22 protein-coding genes and 2 tRNA genes are annotated in these 19,905 nt (G+C 72.7%); 12 read left to right on the plus strand and 12 right to left on the minus strand.

Annotated elements, in window-relative coordinates; translation table 11 throughout:
• Positions 1-37: 37 nt before the first annotated feature.
• The gene (locus tag QQX09_RS12945; protein WP_301135454.1) at positions 38-808 is read left to right on the plus strand and encodes a CPBP family intramembrane glutamic endopeptidase; all 771 of its coding nucleotides are present in this window, start codon (positions 38-40) and stop codon (positions 806-808) included.
• A gap of 64 nt (positions 809-872) precedes the next feature.
• On the opposite strand, the gene leuD is transcribed toward QQX09_RS12945, so the two are convergent.
• The gene (gene leuD, locus QQX09_RS12950; protein WP_301135456.1) at positions 873-1,514 is read right to left on the minus strand and encodes a 3-isopropylmalate dehydratase small subunit; all 642 of its coding nucleotides are present in this window, start codon (positions 1,512-1,514) and stop codon (positions 873-875) included.
• A gap of 14 nt (positions 1,515-1,528) precedes the next feature.
• Positions 1,529-2,953 (minus strand): 3-isopropylmalate dehydratase large subunit, encoded by a 1,425-nt coding sequence (gene leuC, locus QQX09_RS12955; RefSeq protein WP_301135458.1) that lies wholly within the window; start codon positions 2,951-2,953, stop codon positions 1,529-1,531.
• Between the two features lie 54 nt (positions 2,954-3,007).
• Here leuC and QQX09_RS12960 point away from each other — a divergent pair, with 54 nt between their 5' ends.
• The 3 genes from QQX09_RS12960 to QQX09_RS12970 all read left to right on the plus strand — a co-directional run bounded on the left by QQX09_RS12960 (position 3,008) and on the right by QQX09_RS12970 (position 4,830).
• Complete coding sequence (locus QQX09_RS12960) at positions 3,008-3,730, plus strand: IclR family transcriptional regulator (RefSeq protein WP_301135460.1); 723 nt, start codon at positions 3,008-3,010, stop codon at positions 3,728-3,730.
• Positions 3,731-3,813: 83 nt separating this feature from the next.
• Positions 3,814-4,341 carry a hypothetical protein gene (locus QQX09_RS12965; RefSeq protein ID WP_301135462.1) on the plus strand — a complete coding sequence of 176 codons (528 nt, stop codon included), beginning with the start codon at positions 3,814-3,816 and terminating at the stop codon, positions 4,339-4,341.
• A 21-nt stretch (positions 4,342-4,362) separates the two neighbouring features.
• Positions 4,363-4,830: a thiol-disulfide oxidoreductase DCC family protein gene (locus QQX09_RS12970; RefSeq protein ID WP_301135464.1), complete on the plus strand. Its 468-nt coding sequence runs from the start codon at positions 4,363-4,365 to the stop codon at positions 4,828-4,830.
• 115 nt (positions 4,831-4,945) lie between these two features.
• Here QQX09_RS12970 and QQX09_RS12975 read toward each other — a convergent pair whose 3' ends face one another.
• From QQX09_RS12975 to QQX09_RS12985, 3 genes are all read right to left on the minus strand, one after another.
• A complete protein-coding gene (locus tag QQX09_RS12975) occupies positions 4,946-6,031 on the minus strand; it encodes a hypothetical protein (RefSeq protein WP_301135466.1) in 1,086 nt (361 codons plus the stop codon).
• Positions 6,032-6,062: 31 nt separating this feature from the next.
• On the minus strand, positions 6,063-6,629 hold the full coding sequence (locus tag QQX09_RS12980; protein ID WP_301135468.1) for an RNA polymerase sigma factor: 567 nt from the start codon (positions 6,627-6,629) through the stop codon (positions 6,063-6,065).
• Positions 6,630-6,794: 165 nt separating this feature from the next.
• Positions 6,795-6,870 (minus strand) — tRNA-Glu (locus QQX09_RS12985).
• A 478-nt stretch (positions 6,871-7,348) separates the two neighbouring features.
• Here QQX09_RS12985 and QQX09_RS12990 point away from each other — a divergent pair.
• Positions 7,349-9,502 carry an ATP-dependent Clp protease ATP-binding subunit gene (locus QQX09_RS12990; RefSeq protein WP_301135470.1) on the plus strand — a complete coding sequence of 718 codons (2,154 nt, stop codon included), beginning with the start codon at positions 7,349-7,351 and terminating at the stop codon, positions 9,500-9,502.
• 68 nt (positions 9,503-9,570) lie between these two features.
• On the opposite strand, the gene QQX09_RS12995 is transcribed toward QQX09_RS12990, so the two are convergent.
• The 6 genes from QQX09_RS12995 to QQX09_RS13020 form a co-directional block, all read right to left on the minus strand.
• The gene (locus tag QQX09_RS12995) at positions 9,571-10,221 is read right to left on the minus strand and encodes a pyridoxamine 5'-phosphate oxidase family protein (RefSeq protein WP_301135472.1); all 651 of its coding nucleotides are present in this window, start codon (positions 10,219-10,221) and stop codon (positions 9,571-9,573) included.
• Positions 10,222-10,314: 93 nt separating this feature from the next.
• Positions 10,315-10,386: transfer RNA gene (locus QQX09_RS13000), tRNA-Gln, on the minus strand.
• A gap of 60 nt (positions 10,387-10,446) precedes the next feature.
• Entirely contained in the window at positions 10,447-10,884 is a 438-nt protein-coding gene (locus QQX09_RS13005) for a hypothetical protein (RefSeq protein WP_301135474.1), read from the minus strand.
• Positions 10,885-10,910: 26 nt separating this feature from the next.
• Complete coding sequence (locus QQX09_RS13010; protein ID WP_301135475.1) at positions 10,911-11,636, minus strand: HAD family hydrolase; 726 nt, start codon at positions 11,634-11,636, stop codon at positions 10,911-10,913.
• An 8-nt stretch (positions 11,637-11,644) separates the two neighbouring features.
• The gene (gltX, locus tag QQX09_RS13015; RefSeq protein ID WP_301135477.1) at positions 11,645-13,126 is read right to left on the minus strand and encodes a glutamate--tRNA ligase; all 1,482 of its coding nucleotides are present in this window, start codon (positions 13,124-13,126) and stop codon (positions 11,645-11,647) included.
• A gap of 64 nt (positions 13,127-13,190) precedes the next feature.
• Positions 13,191-13,973: a fumarylacetoacetate hydrolase family protein gene (locus QQX09_RS13020; protein WP_301135479.1), complete on the minus strand. Its 783-nt coding sequence runs from the start codon at positions 13,971-13,973 to the stop codon at positions 13,191-13,193.
• 77 nt (positions 13,974-14,050) lie between these two features.
• On the opposite strand from QQX09_RS13020, the gene QQX09_RS13025 reads away from it, so the two are divergent.
• From QQX09_RS13025 to QQX09_RS13035, 3 genes are read left to right on the plus strand one after another with little or no spacing between them, the layout of a single operon-like run.
• Complete coding sequence (locus QQX09_RS13025) at positions 14,051-14,536, plus strand: ClbS/DfsB family four-helix bundle protein (RefSeq protein WP_301135482.1); 486 nt, start codon at positions 14,051-14,053, stop codon at positions 14,534-14,536.
• On the plus strand, positions 14,533-15,576 hold the full coding sequence (locus QQX09_RS13030) for a heparan-alpha-glucosaminide N-acetyltransferase domain-containing protein (protein WP_301135484.1): 1,044 nt from the start codon (positions 14,533-14,535) through the stop codon (positions 15,574-15,576). The genes QQX09_RS13025 and QQX09_RS13030 overlap by 4 nt, the downstream gene beginning before the upstream one ends.
• A complete protein-coding gene (locus tag QQX09_RS13035; RefSeq protein ID WP_301135487.1) occupies positions 15,573-16,514 on the plus strand; it encodes a prenyltransferase/squalene oxidase repeat-containing protein in 942 nt (313 codons plus the stop codon). Before QQX09_RS13030 ends, QQX09_RS13035 begins: the two co-directional genes overlap by 4 nt.
• Before the next feature lie 21 nt (positions 16,515-16,535).
• Here the strand turns inward: QQX09_RS13035 and QQX09_RS13040 are convergent, their stop codons facing one another.
• A complete protein-coding gene (locus QQX09_RS13040) occupies positions 16,536-17,432 on the minus strand; it encodes an EamA family transporter (protein ID WP_301135488.1) in 897 nt (298 codons plus the stop codon).
• 101 nt (positions 17,433-17,533) lie between these two features.
• On the opposite strand from QQX09_RS13040, the gene QQX09_RS13045 reads away from it, so the two are divergent.
• Genes QQX09_RS13045 through QQX09_RS13060 form a run of 4 tightly spaced genes read left to right on the plus strand, consistent with a single transcriptional unit; the run spans position 17,534 to position 19,905 of the window.
• Complete coding sequence (locus tag QQX09_RS13045) at positions 17,534-17,779, plus strand: type II toxin-antitoxin system ParD family antitoxin (RefSeq protein ID WP_301135491.1); 246 nt, start codon at positions 17,534-17,536, stop codon at positions 17,777-17,779.
• Positions 17,776-18,099 carry a type II toxin-antitoxin system RelE/ParE family toxin gene (locus tag QQX09_RS13050; protein ID WP_301135494.1) on the plus strand — a complete coding sequence of 108 codons (324 nt, stop codon included), beginning with the start codon at positions 17,776-17,778 and terminating at the stop codon, positions 18,097-18,099. Before QQX09_RS13045 ends, QQX09_RS13050 begins: the two co-directional genes overlap by 4 nt.
• Positions 18,100-18,149: 50 nt before the next feature.
• A complete protein-coding gene (locus tag QQX09_RS13055) occupies positions 18,150-19,028 on the plus strand; it encodes a 3-methyladenine DNA glycosylase (protein ID WP_301135497.1) in 879 nt (292 codons plus the stop codon).
• 46 nt (positions 19,029-19,074) lie between these two features.
• Entirely contained in the window at positions 19,075-19,905 is an 831-nt protein-coding gene (locus tag QQX09_RS13060; RefSeq protein ID WP_301135500.1) for a CPBP family intramembrane glutamic endopeptidase, read from the plus strand.

Genomic DNA, 19,905 nt, shown 5'->3' on the forward strand with positions numbered 1-19,905 from the left:
ACGTTCGACGCGCAGCCGACGAAGGGACCCCGGCGCGATGCCCGCTGAGACCGAGACCACCCGCCGCATGACCTGGCCCGGGCTCGTGGGCCTGCTGCTCGCCTTCCTGCTCGTGCCCTCGTTCGTCAGCGTGCTTTTCCTGCATTCGCAGTCCGAGCGGCTGTTCCCCGACGCGCACGCGGGCCTCAAGGTCGCGATCGTGCATGCGGTCGGCACCGCGATCGTCGTGCTTGCCATCACCGCCAAGCGCTGGTGGCCGGCGGTGCTGAGGGACCACATGCCGGCGCGCGGCTGGGTGTGGCTCCCGTCGCTCGCGATCGTCACGGTCGCGATCGGCCTCGCGGACTGGGGCCGGGTCGGGACGGCCGGCGCCGCCGCCGTCGCCGCCCTCGCGCTCGGGACGTTGATGATCGCGACCGGCGAGGAGCTCATGTTTCGCGGCGTCATGGTCGTGTTCCTGCGGACACGCATGGGCGAGCTCGGAGTCGCGCTCGTGACGTCGCTGGTGTTCGGCCTGTCTCATGTCCTCGCCGGGCCGGTCCAGGTGGTCTTCTCGATGCTGCTGGGCTTCGTGCTCTACACGGCGCGACGCGTCTCGGGAGGAATCGCCGTGCCGATCCTCGTGCACCTCGCGTGGGACCTCAGCGTGTTCACGTCGTTCCTCACGGCGGATCCGGCCGACGGTTCCGACGCGTCCGTCGCCCTCGCGCTGGTGAACATCGTCGCGGCGATCGTGCTCGCCGTCCTGTGGCGCAAGGTGACGCCCGCATCGTCCCCTGACCCCGCAGCGTCGCTGCCGACGGCCTAGCCGCCCGAACGCCGCGAGGGCCGCACCCCTCGCGGGATGCGGCCCTCGACGGACGATGCGCGGGTTACGCGTCGACGGGGCGCGCGGCCTCGATGTGGACGCTCGGCAGGTGCTTGGCCGGGAGCGTCTGCGGGCGCCACGCGGCGCGCGTCTTCTCGAACTCGGTGATCTCGCCCTCGTGCTGGAGCGTGAGGCCGATGTCGTCGAGGCCCTCCATGAGGCGCCAGCGGACGTAGTCGTCGATCTCGAACGGGACCGTGAGCTCGCCGCAGGTGACCGTGCGGTCCTCGAGCGAGACGGTGATCTCCTTGCCGGGCTCGGCGTCGAGCAGCTTCCACAGCAGCTCGACGTTCTCCTGGCTCACGACCGCCGCGAGGAGGCCCTGCTTGCCGGAGTTGCCGCGGAAGATGTCCGCGAAGCGCGAGGCGATGACGACCTTGAAGCCGTAGTCCTTGAGCGCCCACACGGCGTGCTCGCGGGACGAGCCGGTGCCGAAGTCGGGGCCCGCGACCAGCACGGAGCCCGCCTTGTACTCGTCCTTGTTGAGGATGAAGTCGGCGTCGCCTCGCCAGGCGGCGAACAGCGCGTCCTCGAAGCCCGTGCGCGTGATGCGCTTGAGGTAGACCGCGGGGATGATCTGGTCGGTGTCGACGTTCGAGCGGCGCAGCGGGACGCCGACGCCGGTGTGCGTGGTGAACTTCTCCATGTCGGGTCTCCTTCTCAGACCAGCGCCGCGGGGGCGTCGACCAGGTCGTCGGGGCTGGACAGGGTGCCGCGGACCGCGGTCGCGGCGGCGACGAGCGGCGACACCAGGTGGGTGCGGCCGCCCTTGCCCTGGCGGCCCTCGAAGTTGCGGTTCGACGTGGACGCCGAGCGCTCCTGGGGCTTGAGCTGGTCCGGGTTCATGCCCAGGCACATCGAGCAGCCGGCGTTGCGCCACTCCGCACCGAAGTCGAGGAAGACCTTGTCGAGGCCCTCGGCCTCCGCCTGCAGGCGCACGCGGGCCGAGCCGGGCACCACGAGCATGCGGGTGTGCGGCGCCTTCTCGCGGCCCTGGATGATCGCGGCGGCGGCACGGAGGTCCTCGATGCGGCCGTTGGTGCACGAGCCGAGGAACACGGTGTCGATCGGGATCTCGCGGAACGGCGTGCCCGGGGTGAGGCCCATGTACTCGAGCGCGTTGACGGCGGCCTCGCGGTCCGCCTCCTCGGCGAAGTCCTCGGGGCTGGGCACGTTGGCCGACAGCGGCAGGCCCTGGCCCGGGTTGGTGCCCCACGTGATGAACGGCTCGAGATCGGCGGCATCGAGGTCCACCTCGGTGTCGAAGACGGCGTCGTCGTCCGTGGTGAGCGTCCGCCAGTAGTCGACGGCGGCGTCCCAGTCCTCGCCCTCCGGGGCGTGCGGGCGTCCCTTGACGTACTCGAAGGTGGTGTCGTCGGGGGCGATGATGCCGGCGCGCGCGCCCGCCTCGATCGACATGTTGCAGATGGTCATGCGCGCCTCCATGGAGAGCGCGCGGATGGCCTCGCCGCGGTACTCGAGCACGTAGCCCTGTCCGCCGCCGGTGCCGATCTTCGCGATGATCGCGAGGATGATGTCCTTGGCGGTCGAGCCCTTGGGCAGCGTGCCGTCGACGTTGATCGCCATGGTCTTGAACGGCTTGAGCGGCAGCGTCTGCGTGGCGAGCACGTGCTCGACCTCCGAGGTGCCGATGCCGAAGGCCAGCGCGCCGAACGCGCCGTGCGTGGAGGTGTGCGAGTCGCCGCAGACGACCGTCATGCCCGGCATGGTGAGGCCGAGCTGCGGGCCGACGACGTGGACGATGCCCTGGTCGGCGTCGCCGAGCGAGTGGATGCGGATGCCGAACTCGGCGGCGTTCTCGCGCAGCTTGTTCACCTGCTTGCGCGAGGTCTCGTCCGCGATCGGCAGGTCGATGTCGAGCGTGGGGGTGTTGTGGTCCTCGGTCGCGATCGTGAGGTCCGGGCGGCGGACCTGGCGGCCGGCGAGCCGGAGGCCCTCGAATGCCTGAGGCGAGGTCACCTCGTGGCACATGTGCAGGTCGATGTAGATGAGGTCCGGCGCGCCGTCCTCACCCTTCCGGACCAGGTGGCTGGTCCACAACTTCTCGGCGAGGGTGGTTCCCATCGCGAACTCCTTCACAGGTCGACATCTCATGATTTGAGACGTTAGTATCGCTCCGTGGACAATCATAGCGGTGTTGGAGTCATTGACAAGGCGGCGGCGATCCTGGGGGCCCTCGAGCAGGGGCCCGCGACGCTCGCCGAGCTCGTGGCCTCCACCCACCTCGCCCGCCCGACCGTGCACCGGCTCGCGCTCGCCCTCGAGCACCACCACCTCGTGGGCCGCGACGCCTCGGGCGCGTTCGTCCTGGGACGACGCTTCGCCTCGCTCGCCGCGTCCGTCAACGAGGACCGCCTCGTGTCCGCCGCGCAGCCCGTCCTCACGGTCCTGCGCGACCGCACCGGGGAATCCTCCCAGCTGTACCGCCCGCACGGCGACGAGCGCATCTGCATCGCGTCCGCGGACCGGCCCGTGGGCCTGCGCGACTCGATCCCGGTGGGCACCACCATGACGATGAAGGCAGGCTCGGCGGCCAAGGTGCTGCTCGCCTGGACAGAGCCCGAGCGCATGCACCGTGGCCTCGCCGACGCGCGCTACAACGCCGCCGAGCTCGACCGCGTGCGCCAGCAGGGCTTCGCCGAGAGCGCGAGCGAGCGCGAGGCGGGCGTCGCCTCGGTGTCCGCGCCCGTGTGGGGCGCCGCCGGCACCGTCATCGCCGCCGTGTCCATCTCCGGCCCGATCGAGCGCCTCACCTCCACCCCGGGGGCCGTGCACTCGGGCGCCGTCATCGACGCGGCACGCCAGCTCACCGAGGTGCTCCAGCGCACCGTCATCGCGTAGGGCGGCGCGGCCCGCGCATCGTCCCGCCGCGAGGGTGACATAGGTCCCTGGCGTGTGCCCGCGCGCCCGCTCACCCTGATGGCATGGACATCGTCGTCTTCGAATCGCTGTACGGCAACACCGCCGCCGTCGCCGCCGCCATCGCGGACGGCCTCGGCGAGGGCGCCCGCGCGCTCACCACGTCCGAGGCGACACCCGAGATCGTCGCCGCCGCCCGCATCGTCGTCGCGGGCGCGCCCGTGCATGCGATGAGCCTGCCGACCACCGCGAGCCGCGAGTCCGCGCGCTCCAAGCCCCAGGGCGCCGACCGCATGCCCGCCGACCTCGGCCACATGCCGATGCGCGAGTGGCTGGCCGCGCTCCCCCGCGGGCCGCGCCTGGGCGCCGCCTTCGACACGCGGGTCCGGGGCCCCCTCGGGCACGGCGCCTCGAAGGCGATCGCCCACACCCTCGAGGCGGACGGCTTCACGCTCCTCGACGGCCCCCGCGGGTTCACCGTCCACATGCACACCTCCGCATCGGAGCCCGCGACGCTGCTCGCCCGCGGCCAGCTCGACCTTGCGCGCGAGTGGGGCACCCACCTGAGGGAGCGCGCCGGCAGCCTCGTGTGACCGTCCCGCTACCGTGGGACGATGCGCGCGATCGTGATCTTCGACGGCGACTGCGGCCTGTGCAACGGCTTCGTCGAGTGGCTCCTGCGCCGCGATCGCGAGGGACGCTTCCTCATCGCGGGGTCGGCGGGCGCGCCCGGCCGCGCCGCGCTCGAGGCCTCCGGCCTGGGGACCGGGATCGCCCGGTCCAGCATCGTCGTGTGGGACGGCGGCGCGGGTCGGGTGAGGACCGATGCGCTGGTGAGGATCGCGCGCGGCCTCCCGTGGCCGTGGCGCGCGGCCGTCGCGCTGCGCATCGTCCCGCGCGTCCTCCGGGATGGCGTCTACGACCAGGTCGCGCGGCGCCGGCCGCGGCGCGCCGCCGAGGATCCGGCATGCGGCATCCCGCCTGCCGACCTGGTCGCGCTGTGGCGGTCGCGGCTCGCGACGACGGCGGACGTCGCTGCGCTCGCATCGGAGCCCGGACACACGCCAGCGCCCCGCACCTGAGGGGGCGTGCGGGGCGCTGGGGTGACGCTCGGGGGCCGGCTGGGAGGTCGGCGCGCCCGAGCGGTGCGACGGCGCCCCCGCTGAGGGGGTCGGGGCGCCGTCGACGTGCTGGGGGCTAGCGCGAGCCGAAGCCCGCGCCGCGTGCGGCCGACGTGCCCGAGCCGCCCGACCACGACGAGCCGCCCGACCACGACGAGCCGCCGTCGCGGTCGGAGCCGCGCTGGTTCCCGTAGCCGTTGCCCTGCTCGCGCTGGGTCGATCCGTTGCCGCGCTCCGTGGCGGCGTCCTCGTCGCGGTCGCGCTGAGGCGAGGTGAGGCGGGGCTTGGTCGTGGTCTCGGGAGCGGAGCCCTCGACCTCGGCACCGGCCTCGACGTCGGACTCGAGCTCGGCCTGAGCCTCGTCCTCGGTGGTCGCTTCGTCGGAGGCGTCCTTGTCCTTCTCGACCTTGTCGCCGTGGCGCTCCTGCCACTTCTCGCTGTCCGCCTGCCACGCGACGTGGAGGCTGCGGTGGCGCTCGGCGACGCCCTGGCCGAAGTCCTTGCCGGTCGCGTCGGTGCTCTCCATCCACTCGAAGATCTCACGGAGGCACTCGTGGACCTTCTCGGAGACCTCCGAGCCGGTGTCGCCCTCGGAGTCCTCGGTGGTCTCCTCGGTGGTCGAGGCCTCGTCCTCGGTCGACTCCTCGGTGGACTCGTCGGTGGACTCGGACTGCTCGTCCTCGAGGGCCTCGTCGCCGAGGACCTCGGCGACCGCCTCGTCGACGAGCGCGATCGCGGACTCGGTGTCGCCCGACTCCTCGGCCTTGCGGGCCTCGTCGATGCGCTCCTGCGCACCCCCGTTGCCGAGGCCGAGGCGCTCGATCGCGCGGTCGAGGCCGTAGAGGGCGTCGCCCGGCGCGGCGGAGTCCGCCGCCGCGGTGCCGCCGACCATGCCGGCGAGCAGCAGGGCCGCGCCGCCGGCGAGGGCGGTGCGGACGCGGGTCTTCGAACGACGGGCCGGGACTGCGGCGGGTGCCTCGTCGGCGGCCGCGGCGGCGACGCTCGCGAGCATCGCACCGGCGCGCTCCGCCTCACTCGCGGACGGCGCCGCGTCGAGGCCGCGCAGCTGCGCGATGGCGTCGGCAGCGTCGCCGAGGTTCTCGGTGGGCTTGCCGGAGAGCAGGCGCTCGATGTCGCGGTCGTCGAAGTCGCGGTTCGTCATGCCCCTGTCATCGCCGGGGCGGACGGATCGGTTACACCGGATCGAGAATTCCTCGATCGAGGTCGCGACGAAGGGCGGCGACGGCTCGGTGCTGCGCCACCTTGACGGCCGACTCCGAGGCGCCGACGACCTCCGCGGTCTCCTTCACCGAGAGTCCCGCGACCACGCGCAGCAGGAGAACCTCGCGCTGGCGGGCGTTGAGCCGGCACAGGAGGCGGTCGACGGTCTCGGCCTGGCCCCGCAGGAGCGCGTGCTGCTCGGCGCTCGGAGCGGCCTCGCGCACCAGCAGCGCCAGCGTCTCGTCCGCGACCGGCGCCTCGGGCCGGCGACCGGACCGGCGGTGCGCGTCGACCATGCGGCGGTGCGCGATCGAGAACACCCACGACCGGAAGTCGCCCTCGCCGCCGGTGAACGATGCGATGCCGCGCGCGACGTTCAGGAAGGTGTCCGCGGCCTCGTCCTCGGGCGAGGGCGAGCCCTTGCCGGCGAGGTAGCCGCGCACCGGTCCGGCGAGGTCGCGGTAGATCTCTGCCCAGGCCCAGTCCTCGCCCACACGGGCGGCGGAGAGGATGGATTCGAAGGCGGGGCCGAGGGTCATGCGCGGGTCGACGCGCACTGCGGCGCGAGCGCTCGAGGGCTGGGCATGGTGGGCGACGCTAGCACGAAGCGGGGCCTTCGCCGCACATCGGACAACGACGACCAACGGGGCGCAGCGCCCGGGAACGACGAAACCCCCTCGCCCGCTTGGACGAGGGGGTTTCAGTGGTAGCCCCGACGGGATTCGAACCCGCGCTACCGCCTTGAGAGGGCGGCGTGCTAGGCCGCTACACAACGGGGCCCTAGCTGCTTTCGCCACCCTGACCGGGCGGCTGGCGCGAGATAAGACTTTACAGCATGTCCGGCGCGGATTCCAAATCCGCCCCCGCGACCGCGCTCCTGGCCGCCCCCATGGTGACATATCCAGGGGATTCGCCCCGCGTGCGGGCCCGCCGCAGCCGACCCGGGGCCCTCGACGTGACCGAGGTCACATGCGGACCGGGAGGCCCCCACCCCGGCACCACCGGCACCGCGCAGCTCGGCCTCGCGTCCGATTGGTACCAATCCGGACGACATCGGCCTCGAACGTGCGGATTGGTACCACTGCGGCGGCGGGCGGCAGGCGGCGGGCGGCAGTCCCACCTCGCGGGGCGCCGGACGCGCCAGGGCCACCCCTCCCCCGCATCGTCCCGCCCCCTTGCCGCCCCACGATGCGTTATGTAAAGTTGAGCGAAGGCGACTCAACTCTTGAGCCGCATCGCATGATCACAGGAGGTTCGCATGACCGCTCAGCCCATGGCTCCCGGCTCGGAGGAGCAGCAGAGCGCCCTGGAGCAGTTCGGGCAGGACTTCACCGCCCTGGCCGAGCAGGGGGCGCTCGACCCCGTCATCGGACGCGACGAGGAGATCCGTCGCGTCATGCAGGTGCTCACGCGCCGCACCAAGAACAACGCCGTGCTCATCGGGGAGCCCGGCGTCGGCAAGACGGCCATCGTCGAGGGCCTCGCCCAGCGCATCGTCGCCGGCGACGTCCCGTCCAGCCTCAAGGACCGCCGCGTCATCGAGATCGCGATGAGCTCGATCGTCGCCGGCGCCGCCTTCCGCGGCCAGTTCGAGGAGCGCCTCAAGGCCGTCCTCAAGGAGGTCGAGGAGTCCGAGGGCCGGATCATCCTCTTCGTCGACGAGCTCCACACGATCGTGGGCGCCGGCCGTGCCGAGGGCTCCGTCGACGCGGGCAACATCCTCAAGCCGATGCTCGCGCGCGGCAAGCTCCGCATGATCGGCGCGACCACGCTCAACGAGTACCGCGAGCACGTCGAGACGGACAGCGCCCTCGAGCGCCGCTTCCAGCCCGTCTACGTGGGCGAGCCGAGCATCGAGGACACCGTCGCGATCCTGCGCGGCCTCCAGGAGAAGTACGAGGTCCACCACGGCGTGAAGATCACGGACGAGGCGATCGTCCAGTCCGCGCGCCTGTCCGACCGGTACATCACCGAGCGTTTCCTGCCGGACAAGGCCGTCGACCTCATCGACGAGGCCACGTCCGCGCTCAAGATGCAGCTCGACTCCATGCCGATCGAGCTCGACCGCGCCCGCCGGCGCATCATGCAGCTCGAGATCGAGCGCACGCAGGTCGCGAAGGACAAGTCCGAGCACGCCAAGCAGCGCCGCGAGGAGATCGACGCCGACATCGCGCGCCTGCGCGAGGAGTCCGACAGCCTCAACATGCGCTGGGCGCGCGAGAAGGACCTCATCGTGCGCGTGTCGACCGCGACCGAGCGGCTCGAGTCGCTGCGCGGCGACCTCGAGCGCGCCGAGCGCTACGGCGAGCTCGAGAGGGCCGGCCGCATCCGCTACGGCGAGATGCCCGCCGCGGAGGCGGACATCGCCAAGGCCCGGGCGGAGCTCGACGCCATCCCCGCCGACGAGCGCATGCTGCGCGAAGAGGTCACGGGCGAGGACATCGCCGCGGTGGTCGCGCGGTGGACGGGCGTGCCCGTCGAGAAGCTGCTCACCGACGAGTCGGGCAAGCTGACGCACCTCGAGGACCGTCTCCACGAGCGCGTGGTCGGCCAGCACCGGGCCATCACCTCGGTCGCTGACGCGATCCGCCGCGCCCGCGCCGGCATCTCGGACGCCAACCGGCCCATCGGCTCGTTCCTCTTCCTCGGCCCCACCGGCGTGGGCAAGACCGAGCTGGCCCGCGCCCTCGCCGAGCAGCTGTTCGACGACGAGCGCGCCATGATCCGCATCGACATGTCCGAGTACATGGAGTCCCACGCGGTCAGCCGCCTCATCGGCTCTCCCCCGGGCTACGTCGGATACGACCAGGGCGGCCAGCTCACGGAGGCCGTGCGTCGGCGCCCGTACAGCATCGTCCTGTTCGACGAGGTCGAGAAGGCCCACCCGGACGTGTGGAACGTGCTGCTGCAGGTGCTCGACGACGGCCGCCTCACCGACGGCCGCGGCCGCACCGTCAACTTCACCAACACGATCATCGTGATGACGTCCAACCTGGGCTCGGACATCGTGCTGGCGTGGGACGGCGAGGACCGGGCGGCGCTGGAGGCGTCGCTGCACGAGGTGCTGCGCCGCGCGTTCCGGCCCGAGTTCCTCAACCGCCTGGACGACGTGGTGGTCTTCGACCGCATCGACCCCGCCGCGATGGAGGGCATCGTCGGGACCGAGCTCGCGAAGAACGTCGCGCGGCTGGCGGACGCCAAGGACATCGTCCTCACGGTGGACGATGCGCTGCGGTCCTCGCTCGCGAGGGACGGCTTCGATCCGGCGTTCGGCGCGCGGCCGCTCAAGCGGCTCATCCAGACGCGGCTGCTCAACGAGCTCGCGAAGGAGATCGTCGACGGACGCGTCCGCGAGGGCGACGAGGTGACGGCCGGCTGGGACGGCCAGCGGGTGACGCTCACCGTCGGATAGGACGATGCGCGGGGCCCGGGGGCGCGACGCTCCCGGGCCTCGACGCGTCAGGCTCCGGCGCGGTCGCGTCAGGCTCCGGAGCCGTCCCAGCCGTCGAGGCCGCCGTCGTCCTGCGCGAGGGCGTCGAGATCGCGCTGCGGGAGCGTCTCGGTGATGCCGTCGATGCGCTTCCAGTCGGGGATCGCCGTCCTGCTCCCCCGCCGCGGCACGAAGCGCGCGCGCTCGCCGGTGCGATGGACGTAGCGGCCGCAGTTGGGGAACACCCGCCCGACCGCCACCTCGACCACCGCCTGCGCGCCGTAGTGGGATGCGACGCGCTCCGGCTCGGTGACGACCGAGGCCGTGCCGTGGACCCGCAGCCGCCACGGCCGGTCCTCGTCGACGAACAGCAGCGCCACGCGTCCGTCGTCCTCGATGTTGCCGAGCGTGCGCCACATGCCGTTGCCGTCGTAGCTCGGCAGCTCGATCGAGGCGGGACCGGTCACCCGGACGAAGCCCGGATCCCCGCCCTTGTACGACACGTCGGGCCAGCCGTCCGCGTCGGTGGTCGCGATCCACAGCTTGGACTGCTGCGCGATGAGCGCGGCGTCGCCCTCGTCGAGCTCCTCGCGCACCACGCCGCCGGCGATCGCGTCCGCCAGCCGGCGGGTGTCGAAGCGGTCCTGGAGTCGCCGCGCGCCGTCTCCGTAGAGCCGTCCTGCCCGCGCATCGTCGCCCATCGTCGTCCCCCGCAGCCGCCGGTGCCCCCACGATGGCACACCCCCGGACAACGCGAAAGGGCCCGCCATCAGGCGGGCCCTCTCGTCGAACAGCTGGGCTACAAGGATTCGAACCTCAACTAACGGAACCAGAAACCGTCGTGCTGCCAGTTACACCATAGCCCACTGCGTTCCAGCGGAACGGAGAACCACTTTACCCGACTCCGGCGCAGAACCCAAATCGCCTCATCCCGCCGCGTGTCGGATCGAGTCCAGCACCACGACCCCCGCGGCGTCGCCGTCGCAGTAGTGACCGAGCGTCCCGTAGTAGCTGTCGGTGCGGTTGCCGCCCGGCAGGTCCGCGAGCACCGCGACCGTGCCCGTCGCCGTCACGGCGTCCCCCGCAAGGTACACCTCCGTGCCCAGCTGAGCGCCGCCCGCCGGCCCCGGGACCGCGCCCGGCGGCCACACGATCCACGGCTGCTTGCCGTTGTCGCGCTCCAGCATGAGGCAGCCGTTCGCGAGCACGCGGACGGTGCCGCTGAGCTCGAGCCGCGCACCGGGCAGGTCGCCCACCGTCTCCTGCGTCGCGAGGTAGCCGCCCACCGCATCGTCCTCCGGCGCGTCCGTGCAGGCCGCGAGCAGGGACGATGCGGCCACGAGCGCCACGACGAGCCTCACCATGGGCTCACCGTACGCCGCGAACGCGGCTACAGCCCCAGCGCCGCCGGCAGGTCCGCGAGCGAGCCGATCCGCACGAGCCCGTCGCGGGGCGCGCCGTCGCCGCAGAGCCCGTCGACGTCGCGCGAGTGCGCGCCGGGCCGCTCGATCCACACGCCGAGCCCCAGCCCGGCCTGGACCGCGCCGAACGGGTCGACGTCGAACTCGTCGCCCACGTACGCGACCTCGGACGGATCGAGCCCGAGCCGTTCGCACGCGAGCGCGTAGACCCGCGGGTCGGGCTTGCCGACGCCGAGCGAGTCGACCCCGACGAGCATGGGCATCCGCGCCAGCCCGCAGGCGGCGAGCTTGATCTCCTGGTAGCCGTGATCGGCGTTGGACAGCCCGCCGTACGGCAGGCCCGCCGCGTCGAGCGCGTCGAGCGCGGGCGCCGCGTCCTCGTGAGCGGCCCAGCCCTCACGGAAGTACCGCTCGAACGCGGTGTCCCACACCTCGTACGCCTCGGGGTCCAGGTACGGCCCGTCGAAGATCTCGTGGAGGTCGTTGGCCCGGCGGTGGCGCTGCTCGCGGTGGGTCATCTCGCCGCGGGTGTGCGCGCGGTACCAGCCGTTGGCGTCCTCGCGCCACACCCGCACCAGCTCGTCGTGGTCGACGTCGCCGAGGTAGTCGACCGCGACGGAGGCGAGCGCGTGCCGGAACGCCCCGCGGGTGTCGACGAGCGTGTCGTCGACGTCGAACAGGACGCCCCGGATCACACGCGTCCTCAGAGCGACGCGCGCAGGCTGCGCAGGCGGGTCAGCGCGTGGTCCTTGCCCAGGATCTCCATGGACTCGAACAGCGGCGGCGACACGAGACGGCCGGTGACCGCGACGCGCAGCGGCCCGAACGCGAAGCGCGGCTTGATGCCCATCTCCTCGACGAGCGTCGCGCGCAGCGCCTCCTGCTGCGCCTCGGGCGAGAAGTCCTCGAGCGCCTCGAGCACCGCGATCGACGCGTCGAGGATCTCCGCGGCGTTCTCCGGCAGCTTCGCGCGGGCCGCGTCCTCCACCACGATCTCGTGGTCCTCGAGGAACAGGAACCCGAGCATGCCGGGCGCCTCGCCCAGGAGCGTCATGCGCGTCTGGACCAGCGGGATCGCCTCGGCGAGGGTCTGCTCCTCGTGCGGGGTGAGCTCCTGGATCTCCGCGGTCGACAGCAGGCCGGCGGCGTGGAGGTAGGGCACCACGCGCTTCGCGAACTCGCCCGGGGGCAGCATGCGCATGTGCTCGGCGTTGATCGCCTCGGCCTTCTTGAGGTCGAAGCGCGCGGGGTTGGGCGTGCAGTCCGCGATGTCGAAGGCCTCGACGAGCTCCGCGGGCGTGAAGACGTCGCGGTCGGGGCCGATGCTCCAGCCCAGCAGCGCGAGGTAGTTGAGCAGGCCCTCGGGCAGGAAGCCACGGTCACGGTGGTGGAAGAGGTTGGACTCGGGGTCGCGCTTGGACAGCTTCTTGGTGCCCTCGCCCAGCACCATCGGCATGTGCGCGTACGCCGGGACCGCGTCCGCGACCCCGAGCTCGACCATCGCGCGCCACAGCACGATCTGGCGCGGGGTGGAGGACAGCAGGTCCTCGCCGCGCAGCACGTGCGTGATCTTCATGAGCGCGTCGTCGACCGGGTTGACGAGCGTGTACAGCGGGATGCCGTTCGCGCGGACGATCACGTAGTCCGGCACGGTGCCGGCCGGGAACGTGACGGTGCCGCGGATGAGGTCCTCGACCACGATGTCCTCGTCGGGCATCCGCATGCGCAGCACGGGCTCGCGACCCTCGGCGCGGAACGCGGCCTTCTGCTCGTCGGTGAGGTCGCGGTCGAAGCCGTCGTAGCCGAGCTTGGGGTCGCGGCCCGCGGCCTTGTGGCGCGCCTCGATCTCCTCGGGCGTCGAGAAGGACTCGTACGCGTAGCCGCCCTCGACCAGCTTCGCGACCACCTCGGCGTGGAGGTCGTGGCGCTCGGACTGGCGGTACGGGCCGTACGGGCCGCCGATGCCGGGGCCCTCGTCGTAGTCGATGCCCAGCCAGCTCATCGCGTCGAGCAGCATCTCGTAGCTCTCCTGCGAGTCGCGCTCGGCGTCGGTGTCCTCGATGCGGAAGACCATGTCGCCGCCGGTGTGGCGGGCGTAGGCCCAGTTGAACAGCGCGGTGCGGACCATGCCCACGTGGGGCAGGCCGGTGGGCGACGGGCAGAAGCGGACGCGGACCTTGCTCATAGTTCTTCCTTCTTCACGCCCGGGTGGGGGCGCACGATGCGGGGGTGGGCCGGGGTGGGGCCCGTTACTGGCGGCGGAGGACGGGGTTGCGCAGCACACCGAGGTCCTCGACCTCGACCTCGACCACGTCGCCGTGGTTGATCGTGGTGACGCCCGCCGGGGTGCCGGTGAGGATGACGTCGCCGGGCAGCAGCGTGGTGACCTCGGACACGAGCGACACCACGGTCGCGACGTCGGTCACCATGTCGGCGGTGTGGCCCTTCTGGACCTCCTCGCCGTTGATGCGGCCCACCACGTGGACGTCGTCGTGCGCGAGCTCGGTCTCGATCCACGGCCCGAGAGGGAGCGACGTGTCGAACGCCTTGCCGCGGAACCACTGGTTCTCCTGGCGCTGCACGTCGCGCGCGGTGACGTCGTTGGCGCACGTGAAGCCGTAGATGTACTGCTCCGCGTTCTCGGGTGAGACGTCCTTGCACACGCGGGAGATCACGATCGCGAGCTCGGCCTCGAGCTGGACGTCCTCGGCGTAGTGCGGCAGCACGATCGGGTCGTCCGGCCCCACCACGGCGGTGTTGGGCTTGAGGAACAGCAGCGGCATGTCGGGGACCTCGCCGCCCATCTCCTTGGCGTGCTCGGCGTAGTTCTTGCCGAGGCACACGATCTTCGAGCGCGGGATGACGGGGGCGAGCAGGCGGACGTCCTCGGTGAGCTTGATCCGCTCGCCGGTGACGGTGCCCGGCGTGTACATCGGGTCGCCGGTGAGCACGACGAGCTCCTCGGCGCCCGGCTCTCCATCGACGATCGCGTACTGGGGCTCGGCTCCGGTGGTGAAACGGGCGATACGCATGGGCTCCAGCCTAGTCGCTCGCGTGCGCCCCGCCCGATGCCGGGGAGCCGCCTCGCCCCGTGCCTACGATGGGCCGCATGGGAGAGGCAGCCGACCGCATCGTCGCGACCGCGGACGAGGGGCTGGCCCGGCTGCTCGCCCGCACCGACGCCCACCGGGACGCCGACCTCGGCGCCGTCTACCGGGACCGACGCGTCGCGGACATCCTCACCCACCTCCACACGTGGCACCTCCTGCTCGAGCGCTGGCTCGCGGACCACGCGGCGGGCCGGACCCCCGCGTATCCGGCCGACGGGTACACGTGGGCCACGCTCGGCGACCTCAACGACGCGCTGCACTCCGCGCATCGTCACCTCGCGTACGACGAGGCGCGGGCAGCCACGGTCGCGTCGCACGCCCGCGCGATCGCGGCCGTCGCCGCGCGGGACGATGCGACCCTGACCTCGCCCGACGCGCATCCGTGGCTCGACGGCGACCGTCTCTCCGCCGTCGCGCACGAGTGCCTGGGCGGGCACTACCGGTGGGCCGGCGAGCTGCTCGACCGGGCCGGGGTGCCCGCATGAGCGGGAGCCGCATCGTCGGGCTCGACGTCGCGCGCGGACTCGCGGTGCTCGGCATGGTCGCGGCGCACGTGGGCGCGGACGGCTCGCGCGGCGACGGCGAGCCGTGGCCGTGGCTGGTCGCGTCGCACGGACGCCCGTCCGCCCTGTTCGCGGTGCTCGCGGGCGTCACCATCGCGCTCATGCTCGCCCGCGCGGGCGGACGGGACGATGCGCGGGCCGTCCGGCACACGCGTGCCCGGGTCGCGACGCGGGCGGGTCTGCTCGTCGTGCTCGGTCTCGTGCTCGCCGAGCTCTCCACCGGCGTCGACATCATCCTGGTGAACCTGGGCCTCATGATGCTGCTCGCGATCCCGCTGCTGCGCGTCCCGTCGTGGGCGCTGCTCGGGATCGCGGGCGTCGCCTTCGCCTTCGGCCGGATCGCCGTCGAGGCCGTGCGACCCGGGGGCTGGTGGGAGGCGGCACCCGTCGTGGGGCGGCTGTGGAGCCTCCACTACCCCGCTCTCGCGTGGATCGGCTACGTGCTGCTCGGCGTCGTGGTCGGACGCCTCGCGCTGAGGACCGCTCGCACGCAGGCGCTGCTGGTGGGGCTGGGCCTCATGGCCGCGGCCGGGGCGGCGCTCGTGCGCATCGTCGCGGGCGACGGCGCCGTCACGGGCCTGGTCGCGCACTCGTACACGCCCGTGGAGATGGCCCACAACGCGGGCGTCGCGGTGGCCGTGATCGGCGCCTCGTGCTGGGCGGCGCCGCGGGCGCGGGCGCTGCTGAGCCCGGTCGAGGCGGTCGGCGCGATGGCGCTGTCGGCGTACGTGCTGCAGGTGCTCGTCATCTGGGTGGTGGGCACCGAGATGGTCTACGAGCCCTCGAACGTCGCGCTCGTCGCGCTCGAGCTCGTGCTGCTCGCGACAGCCTGGGGCTGGCGACGCGCGGGCATGGGCCAGGGGCCGCTCGAGCGGGTGCTCACCGCCGCGTCCAACGCGGCGGGCGACGTCGCCGTACGGGCCCTGCCCGCGCCGCGCGACCCCGAGGAGGTGTCCGCGTGAGCGTCGCCGACTGGCTCATGGCCGGGGACCCGGCGATCCGCTGGCAGACGATGCGCGACCTCCTCGACGCCGACCCGATCGAGGTGGTCGACGAACGCGCGCGGGTGGCGCGCGAGGGCTGGGGCGCCCGCCTGCTGTCCCTGCAGCTCGAGGACGGCAGCTGGGACCACGGCGCATGGTGGCCGTCGGGCCGCCGGGACACGGACGACGGCCAGCCGTGGACGTCCACCGCGCACGTGCTGCTGCTGCTCACGCACCTCGGCGTCGACCCCGACGCGCACCAGGTCCGCGAGGCGGTCGGCCGGGCATTCGCGAGCGTCCGCTGGGAGGACGGCGACCAGCCCTTCCTCGAGGGCGAGAGCGAGGCGTGCTCGCTGTCGACGGCCATCTCGATCGGGGCGTACTTCGGCCAGGACATGGCGACCCCGGTGAGGCGGCTGGTCAAGGACCGGCGCTCCGACGGCGGCTGGAACTGCGACCCGCCGTGGCGTTCGTCGCGGTCGAGCTTCCACTCGACCATCGGCGCGCTCGAGTCGCTGGTCGCGCATCGTCGTGCGACGGGGGCGCTGGCGCCGGAGGCGGGCGAGGCCTTCCTCGACGGCCAGGACTACCTGCTGGACCGGCACCTCATGCGGCGCCGCTCCACGGGCGAGATCGTGGACCCCGCCTACCAGCGCTTCTCCTTCCCCACCTACTGGCACTACGACGTGCTGCGCGCGCTCGAGCACCTCCGCGAGTCCGGCGCCGAGCCCGACGAGCGTGCGGGCGAGGCCATCGACATGCTGCGCGCGCGTCGCTCGGCGGTGGGCACGTGGCCTCTCGAGAACACCCACCGCGGCAGGGTGCCGTTCGTGATGGAGGACGGCGACGGCCGGCCGAGCCGCTGGAACACGCTGCGGGCGCTCCGCGTGCTGCGCTGGTGGGAGGAGCGGGCGTAGCGGCCCGCGGCGCGGTTCGCCTCAGGCGGGCGACGGCGGCATCGGCGCATCGTCCGGACCCTCGACCCGCGCCGGGCCGGGCGCGGTCCTCACCGCGCCGATGCCCGCGATCGTGACGAGCACGATGCCCGCCGCGACGCTCACGGTGAGCGTCTGCCCGAGCAGCACCAGGCCGGTGACGGCCGCGAGCGCGGGGGCGAGCGCCATCAGGATGCCGAACGTCTCCGCACGCAGGTGCCGCAGCGCCGTGATCTCGATGCCGTACGGGATCGCCGAGGAAAGCACCGCGACCGCGAGGCCCAGCGCGAGGATCCGGGGGTCGAGCAGCGCCGTGCCGACCACCGCGAACGCGGCCGGCAGCGTGACGAGGGCGCCCACGCTCATCGCCAGCGCGATCCCCGTGAGCCCCGGCATCGCCGCCCCCGCCGCGCGCGCCATGAGGATGTAGACCGCCCAGAGCGCGGCCGCGCCCGCCGCGAACGCCACGCCCACGAGGTCGAGGTCATGGGCCGTGCCGCCGAGCAGCAGCACGCCCGCCGCGGCCGTCCCCGCCCACAGGAGGCCGCGCATGCTGCGGCTCGCGACCACGCTCAGCGTGAGGGGGCCGAGCACCTCGATGGTGACCGCGATCCCCAGGGGGATGCGTGCGATGGCGAGGTAGAAGAGCACGTTCATCACCGCGAGCGCGAGCCCGTACCCGAGCACGATGCGCCAGTGGCCGCGCGCCGCGCCGCGCAGGGTGCGCCGCGCGACGAGGACGAGCACCAGCGCCGAGAACGTGAGACGCAGCGCGACCATGCCGACGGGGCCCGCCTGCGGGAAGACCATGACCGCGACGGCGGCGCCGGCCTCCTGGCACAGCAGCCCGAGGATGACCAGGAAGGGCGCGACGGTCGCGGCGCGGGAGTCGGTGGGCACGGCACAAGAGTGGCAGGTCGCGGTCGACCCGCCGCCTGCGACACCGGCTGACCCGTCCACAGATCGATGACAAGGCTTGCCAAGCCGCGTAGCGTGAAGTCATGGCCACGATGAACGTCTCCCTTCCCGACGCCCTGAAGGACTTCGTCGAGTCGCAGGTCGCGGAAGGCGGCTACGGCACCAGCAGCGAGTTCGTGCGGGAGCTGATCCGCCGCGAGCAGGAACGGCTCCGCCTCCGCGCGCTCGTGCTCGACGGCATGACCTCCGGAGAGGGGTCGGTGCTCGACGCGGCCTACTTCGAGTCCCTGCGTGGTCACGCGCGAAGGCTCGCCGACGGCGCCGCATGAGTCCGATCCGCCTCGTCACCACGCATCGAGCGGACGAGGACATCGCCACGGCGTCGGCGCACTACGTGGCACATGCGGGCATCGAACCGGCGGTGGCCTTCATCGACGCGCTCGAGACGGCGATCCGGTCGCTCGCCGAGAATCCGGCGATCGGATCGACCCGGTTCGCCATCGCCACCGCGATCCCCGACCTTCGCGGCCTCGCCCTGCCGCGCCTCCCCTTCGTCGTCCTCTACACCGCAGATGCCGACGCCCTGCGCATCCATCGGGTCCTGCACACCGCGCGAGACCTCCCCCAGGAACTCGACGACCGGTCGTGACTGGGCGCCGGCCACCGCGCAAAACCGGAGCCCGGGTGACAATGGACGTCATGACCATCCTCGGCTCCCCCACGCTCGCGCGCGCCGAGTGGGAGCCGCTCGCCACCGCTCACGCCGCCGACGCCGACGCGCTCACCGCGGGTCACCGCGAGCGCAAGGGCCGCGGCGAGCGCCACGCGATCGAGGACTTCCTCTTCGAGTACTACTCGACCCGGCCCTCGCACCTGCGCCGCTGGCACCCGGGCCCCGGGGTGGTGCTCGAGGACGCGCCCGAGCATGCGGCATGGCGCTTCTACCGGACCTCCGCGGGGCGGACCGAGGTGGACGTCGTCGCGTTCCTGGAGGCGCGCGGCGCCACCGTCGACCACATCGAGCGCCTCCTGCGGGCGACCGCGAGCAGGCCCGCGCGGCTGGGCTGCTTCGGGCTCCACGAATGGGCGATGGCCTACCGCGCGGGCGACGGCATCCGCCACCCGCTTCCTCTTCGCCTGGGTCAGGACGGGACCGATGCGGTGGTCGAGTCCCACCCCATCGCGTGCTCGCACTTCGACGCGTTCCGCTTCTTCACCCCGGACGCGCGGCCCCTCAACACGCTGCAGCCCACGCGCGAGTCGCAGGTGGCGCTCGAGCAGCCCGGGTGCCTCCACGCGACGATGGACCTGTACAAGTGGGCGTCCAAGCTCGCCCCGGCCGTGCCGTCGAGCCTCCAGCTCGAGGCGTTCGCCCTCGCGCTCGAGGTGCGGCGGGTCGACATGCAGGCGTCCCCCTACGACGTGTCGTCGTACGGCCTCGACCCGATCGCGGTCGAGACCCCGCACGGCAAGCGCGAGTACGCGGACCGGCAGCGGGACTTCGCGACGCGCGGCGCGAAGCTGCGCGCCCGCATCGTCGCCTCGATCGAGACCCTGCGGGAGCTCGCCGACGCCTGAGCGGCACCCTTGTCGCCCCGGCGGCCCCTCACTAGGGTCGACGGTCATGAACGAGGCGACAGGACGGGACATCACCTTCGGCGAGCTGATCGCCTTCTTCGTGCTCGCGTTCGCGATCTCGTGGGCGGCGTGGCTGCCCTCGGTGCTCGACTCCACGGGTCTCCTCGACCTGCCCGATGCGGTGGGCATCCTCGGCATCGTCGGGCCGTTCGGCCCCTTCATCGCCGCCCTCGTCCTCACCCGCCGGGCGGGTGGCGGCGCCGCGGTACGCGCGCTGCTGCGCCGCGGCTGGAGCCGCGACTTCGACCGGCGATGGCTCGTGCCGACGCTGCTGCTCGCCCCCGCGATGGCGCTGGTCACCGTCGGTGTCATGGCGGCGACCGGCCAGGAGGTGTCCTGGGACGACGGGCTGCCGCTCGTCGCGATCGTGCCGACCTTCCTCATCATCCTTCTGCTCAACGCCGCCCCCGAGGAGTACGGCTGGCGCGGCTTCGCGCTCGGCCCGATGCTGCGCTTCCACGGCCCGCTCTCCGCGAGCCTGATGCTCGGCGCCGCGTGGGGCATCTGGCACCTGCCGCTGCACTTCATCGACGGCACCGTGCAGGCGGCGATCCCGGTCCACGAGTTCGTGCTCCAGCAGATCGTGCTGGCGGTCCTCTACACGTGGCTGTTCGTCAACACGGGCGGCGCGGTGTCGATCGCGATCCTCTTCCACGCGGTCGCGAACATCGTGGGCGCCGCCGTGCCGTACTGGACCACCGCCGAAGGCCGCTGGACCGGGTTCGCCGTGCAGGTCGCCTTCGCGGCAGTCATCGTGGTGGTGTGGGGCCCGCGACGCCTGACCCGGCGGCCCGAGCCCGTGGACGCGGAGGCCTGA

The organism is Demequina litoralis (genome assembly GCF_030418455.1).
Classification (GTDB): Bacteria; Actinomycetota; Actinomycetes; order Actinomycetales; family Demequinaceae; genus Demequina; species Demequina litoralis.

Excerpts from the sequence above, each read along its gene's own strand:
- QQX09_RS12945 (WP_301135454.1), top strand. The coding sequence starts at position 38 with ATGCCCGCTGAGACCGAGACCACCCGCCGCATGACCTGGCCCGGGCTC.
- leuD (WP_301135456.1), bottom strand. The coding sequence starts at position 1,514 with ATGGAGAAGTTCACCACGCACACCGGCGTCGGCGTCCCGCTGCGCCGC.
- leuC (WP_301135458.1), bottom strand. The coding sequence starts at position 2,953 with ATGGGAACCACCCTCGCCGAGAAGTTGTGGACCAGCCACCTGGTCCGG.
- QQX09_RS12965 (WP_301135462.1), top strand. The coding sequence starts at position 3,814 with ATGGACATCGTCGTCTTCGAATCGCTGTACGGCAACACCGCCGCCGTC.
- QQX09_RS12970 (WP_301135464.1), top strand. The coding sequence starts at position 4,363 with ATGCGCGCGATCGTGATCTTCGACGGCGACTGCGGCCTGTGCAACGGC.
- QQX09_RS12975 (WP_301135466.1), bottom strand. The coding sequence starts at position 6,031 with ATGACGAACCGCGACTTCGACGACCGCGACATCGAGCGCCTGCTCTCC.
- QQX09_RS12980 (WP_301135468.1), bottom strand. The coding sequence starts at position 6,629 with ATGACCCTCGGCCCCGCCTTCGAATCCATCCTCTCCGCCGCCCGTGTG.
- QQX09_RS12990 (WP_301135470.1), top strand. The coding sequence starts at position 7,349 with ATGACCGCTCAGCCCATGGCTCCCGGCTCGGAGGAGCAGCAGAGCGCC.
- QQX09_RS12995 (WP_301135472.1), bottom strand. The coding sequence starts at position 10,221 with ATGGGCGACGATGCGCGGGCAGGACGGCTCTACGGAGACGGCGCGCGG.
- QQX09_RS13005 (WP_301135474.1), bottom strand. The coding sequence starts at position 10,884 with ATGGTGAGGCTCGTCGTGGCGCTCGTGGCCGCATCGTCCCTGCTCGCG.
- gltX (WP_301135477.1), bottom strand. The coding sequence starts at position 13,126 with ATGAGCAAGGTCCGCGTCCGCTTCTGCCCGTCGCCCACCGGCCTGCCC.
- QQX09_RS13020 (WP_301135479.1), bottom strand. The coding sequence starts at position 13,973 with ATGCGTATCGCCCGTTTCACCACCGGAGCCGAGCCCCAGTACGCGATC.
- QQX09_RS13025 (WP_301135482.1), top strand. The coding sequence starts at position 14,051 with ATGGGAGAGGCAGCCGACCGCATCGTCGCGACCGCGGACGAGGGGCTG.
- QQX09_RS13030 (WP_301135484.1), top strand. The coding sequence starts at position 14,533 with ATGAGCGGGAGCCGCATCGTCGGGCTCGACGTCGCGCGCGGACTCGCG.
- QQX09_RS13045 (WP_301135491.1), top strand. The coding sequence starts at position 17,534 with ATGGCCACGATGAACGTCTCCCTTCCCGACGCCCTGAAGGACTTCGTC.
- QQX09_RS13050 (WP_301135494.1), top strand. The coding sequence starts at position 17,776 with ATGAGTCCGATCCGCCTCGTCACCACGCATCGAGCGGACGAGGACATC.
- QQX09_RS13055 (WP_301135497.1), top strand. The coding sequence starts at position 18,150 with ATGACCATCCTCGGCTCCCCCACGCTCGCGCGCGCCGAGTGGGAGCCG.
- QQX09_RS13060 (WP_301135500.1), top strand. The coding sequence starts at position 19,075 with ATGAACGAGGCGACAGGACGGGACATCACCTTCGGCGAGCTGATCGCC.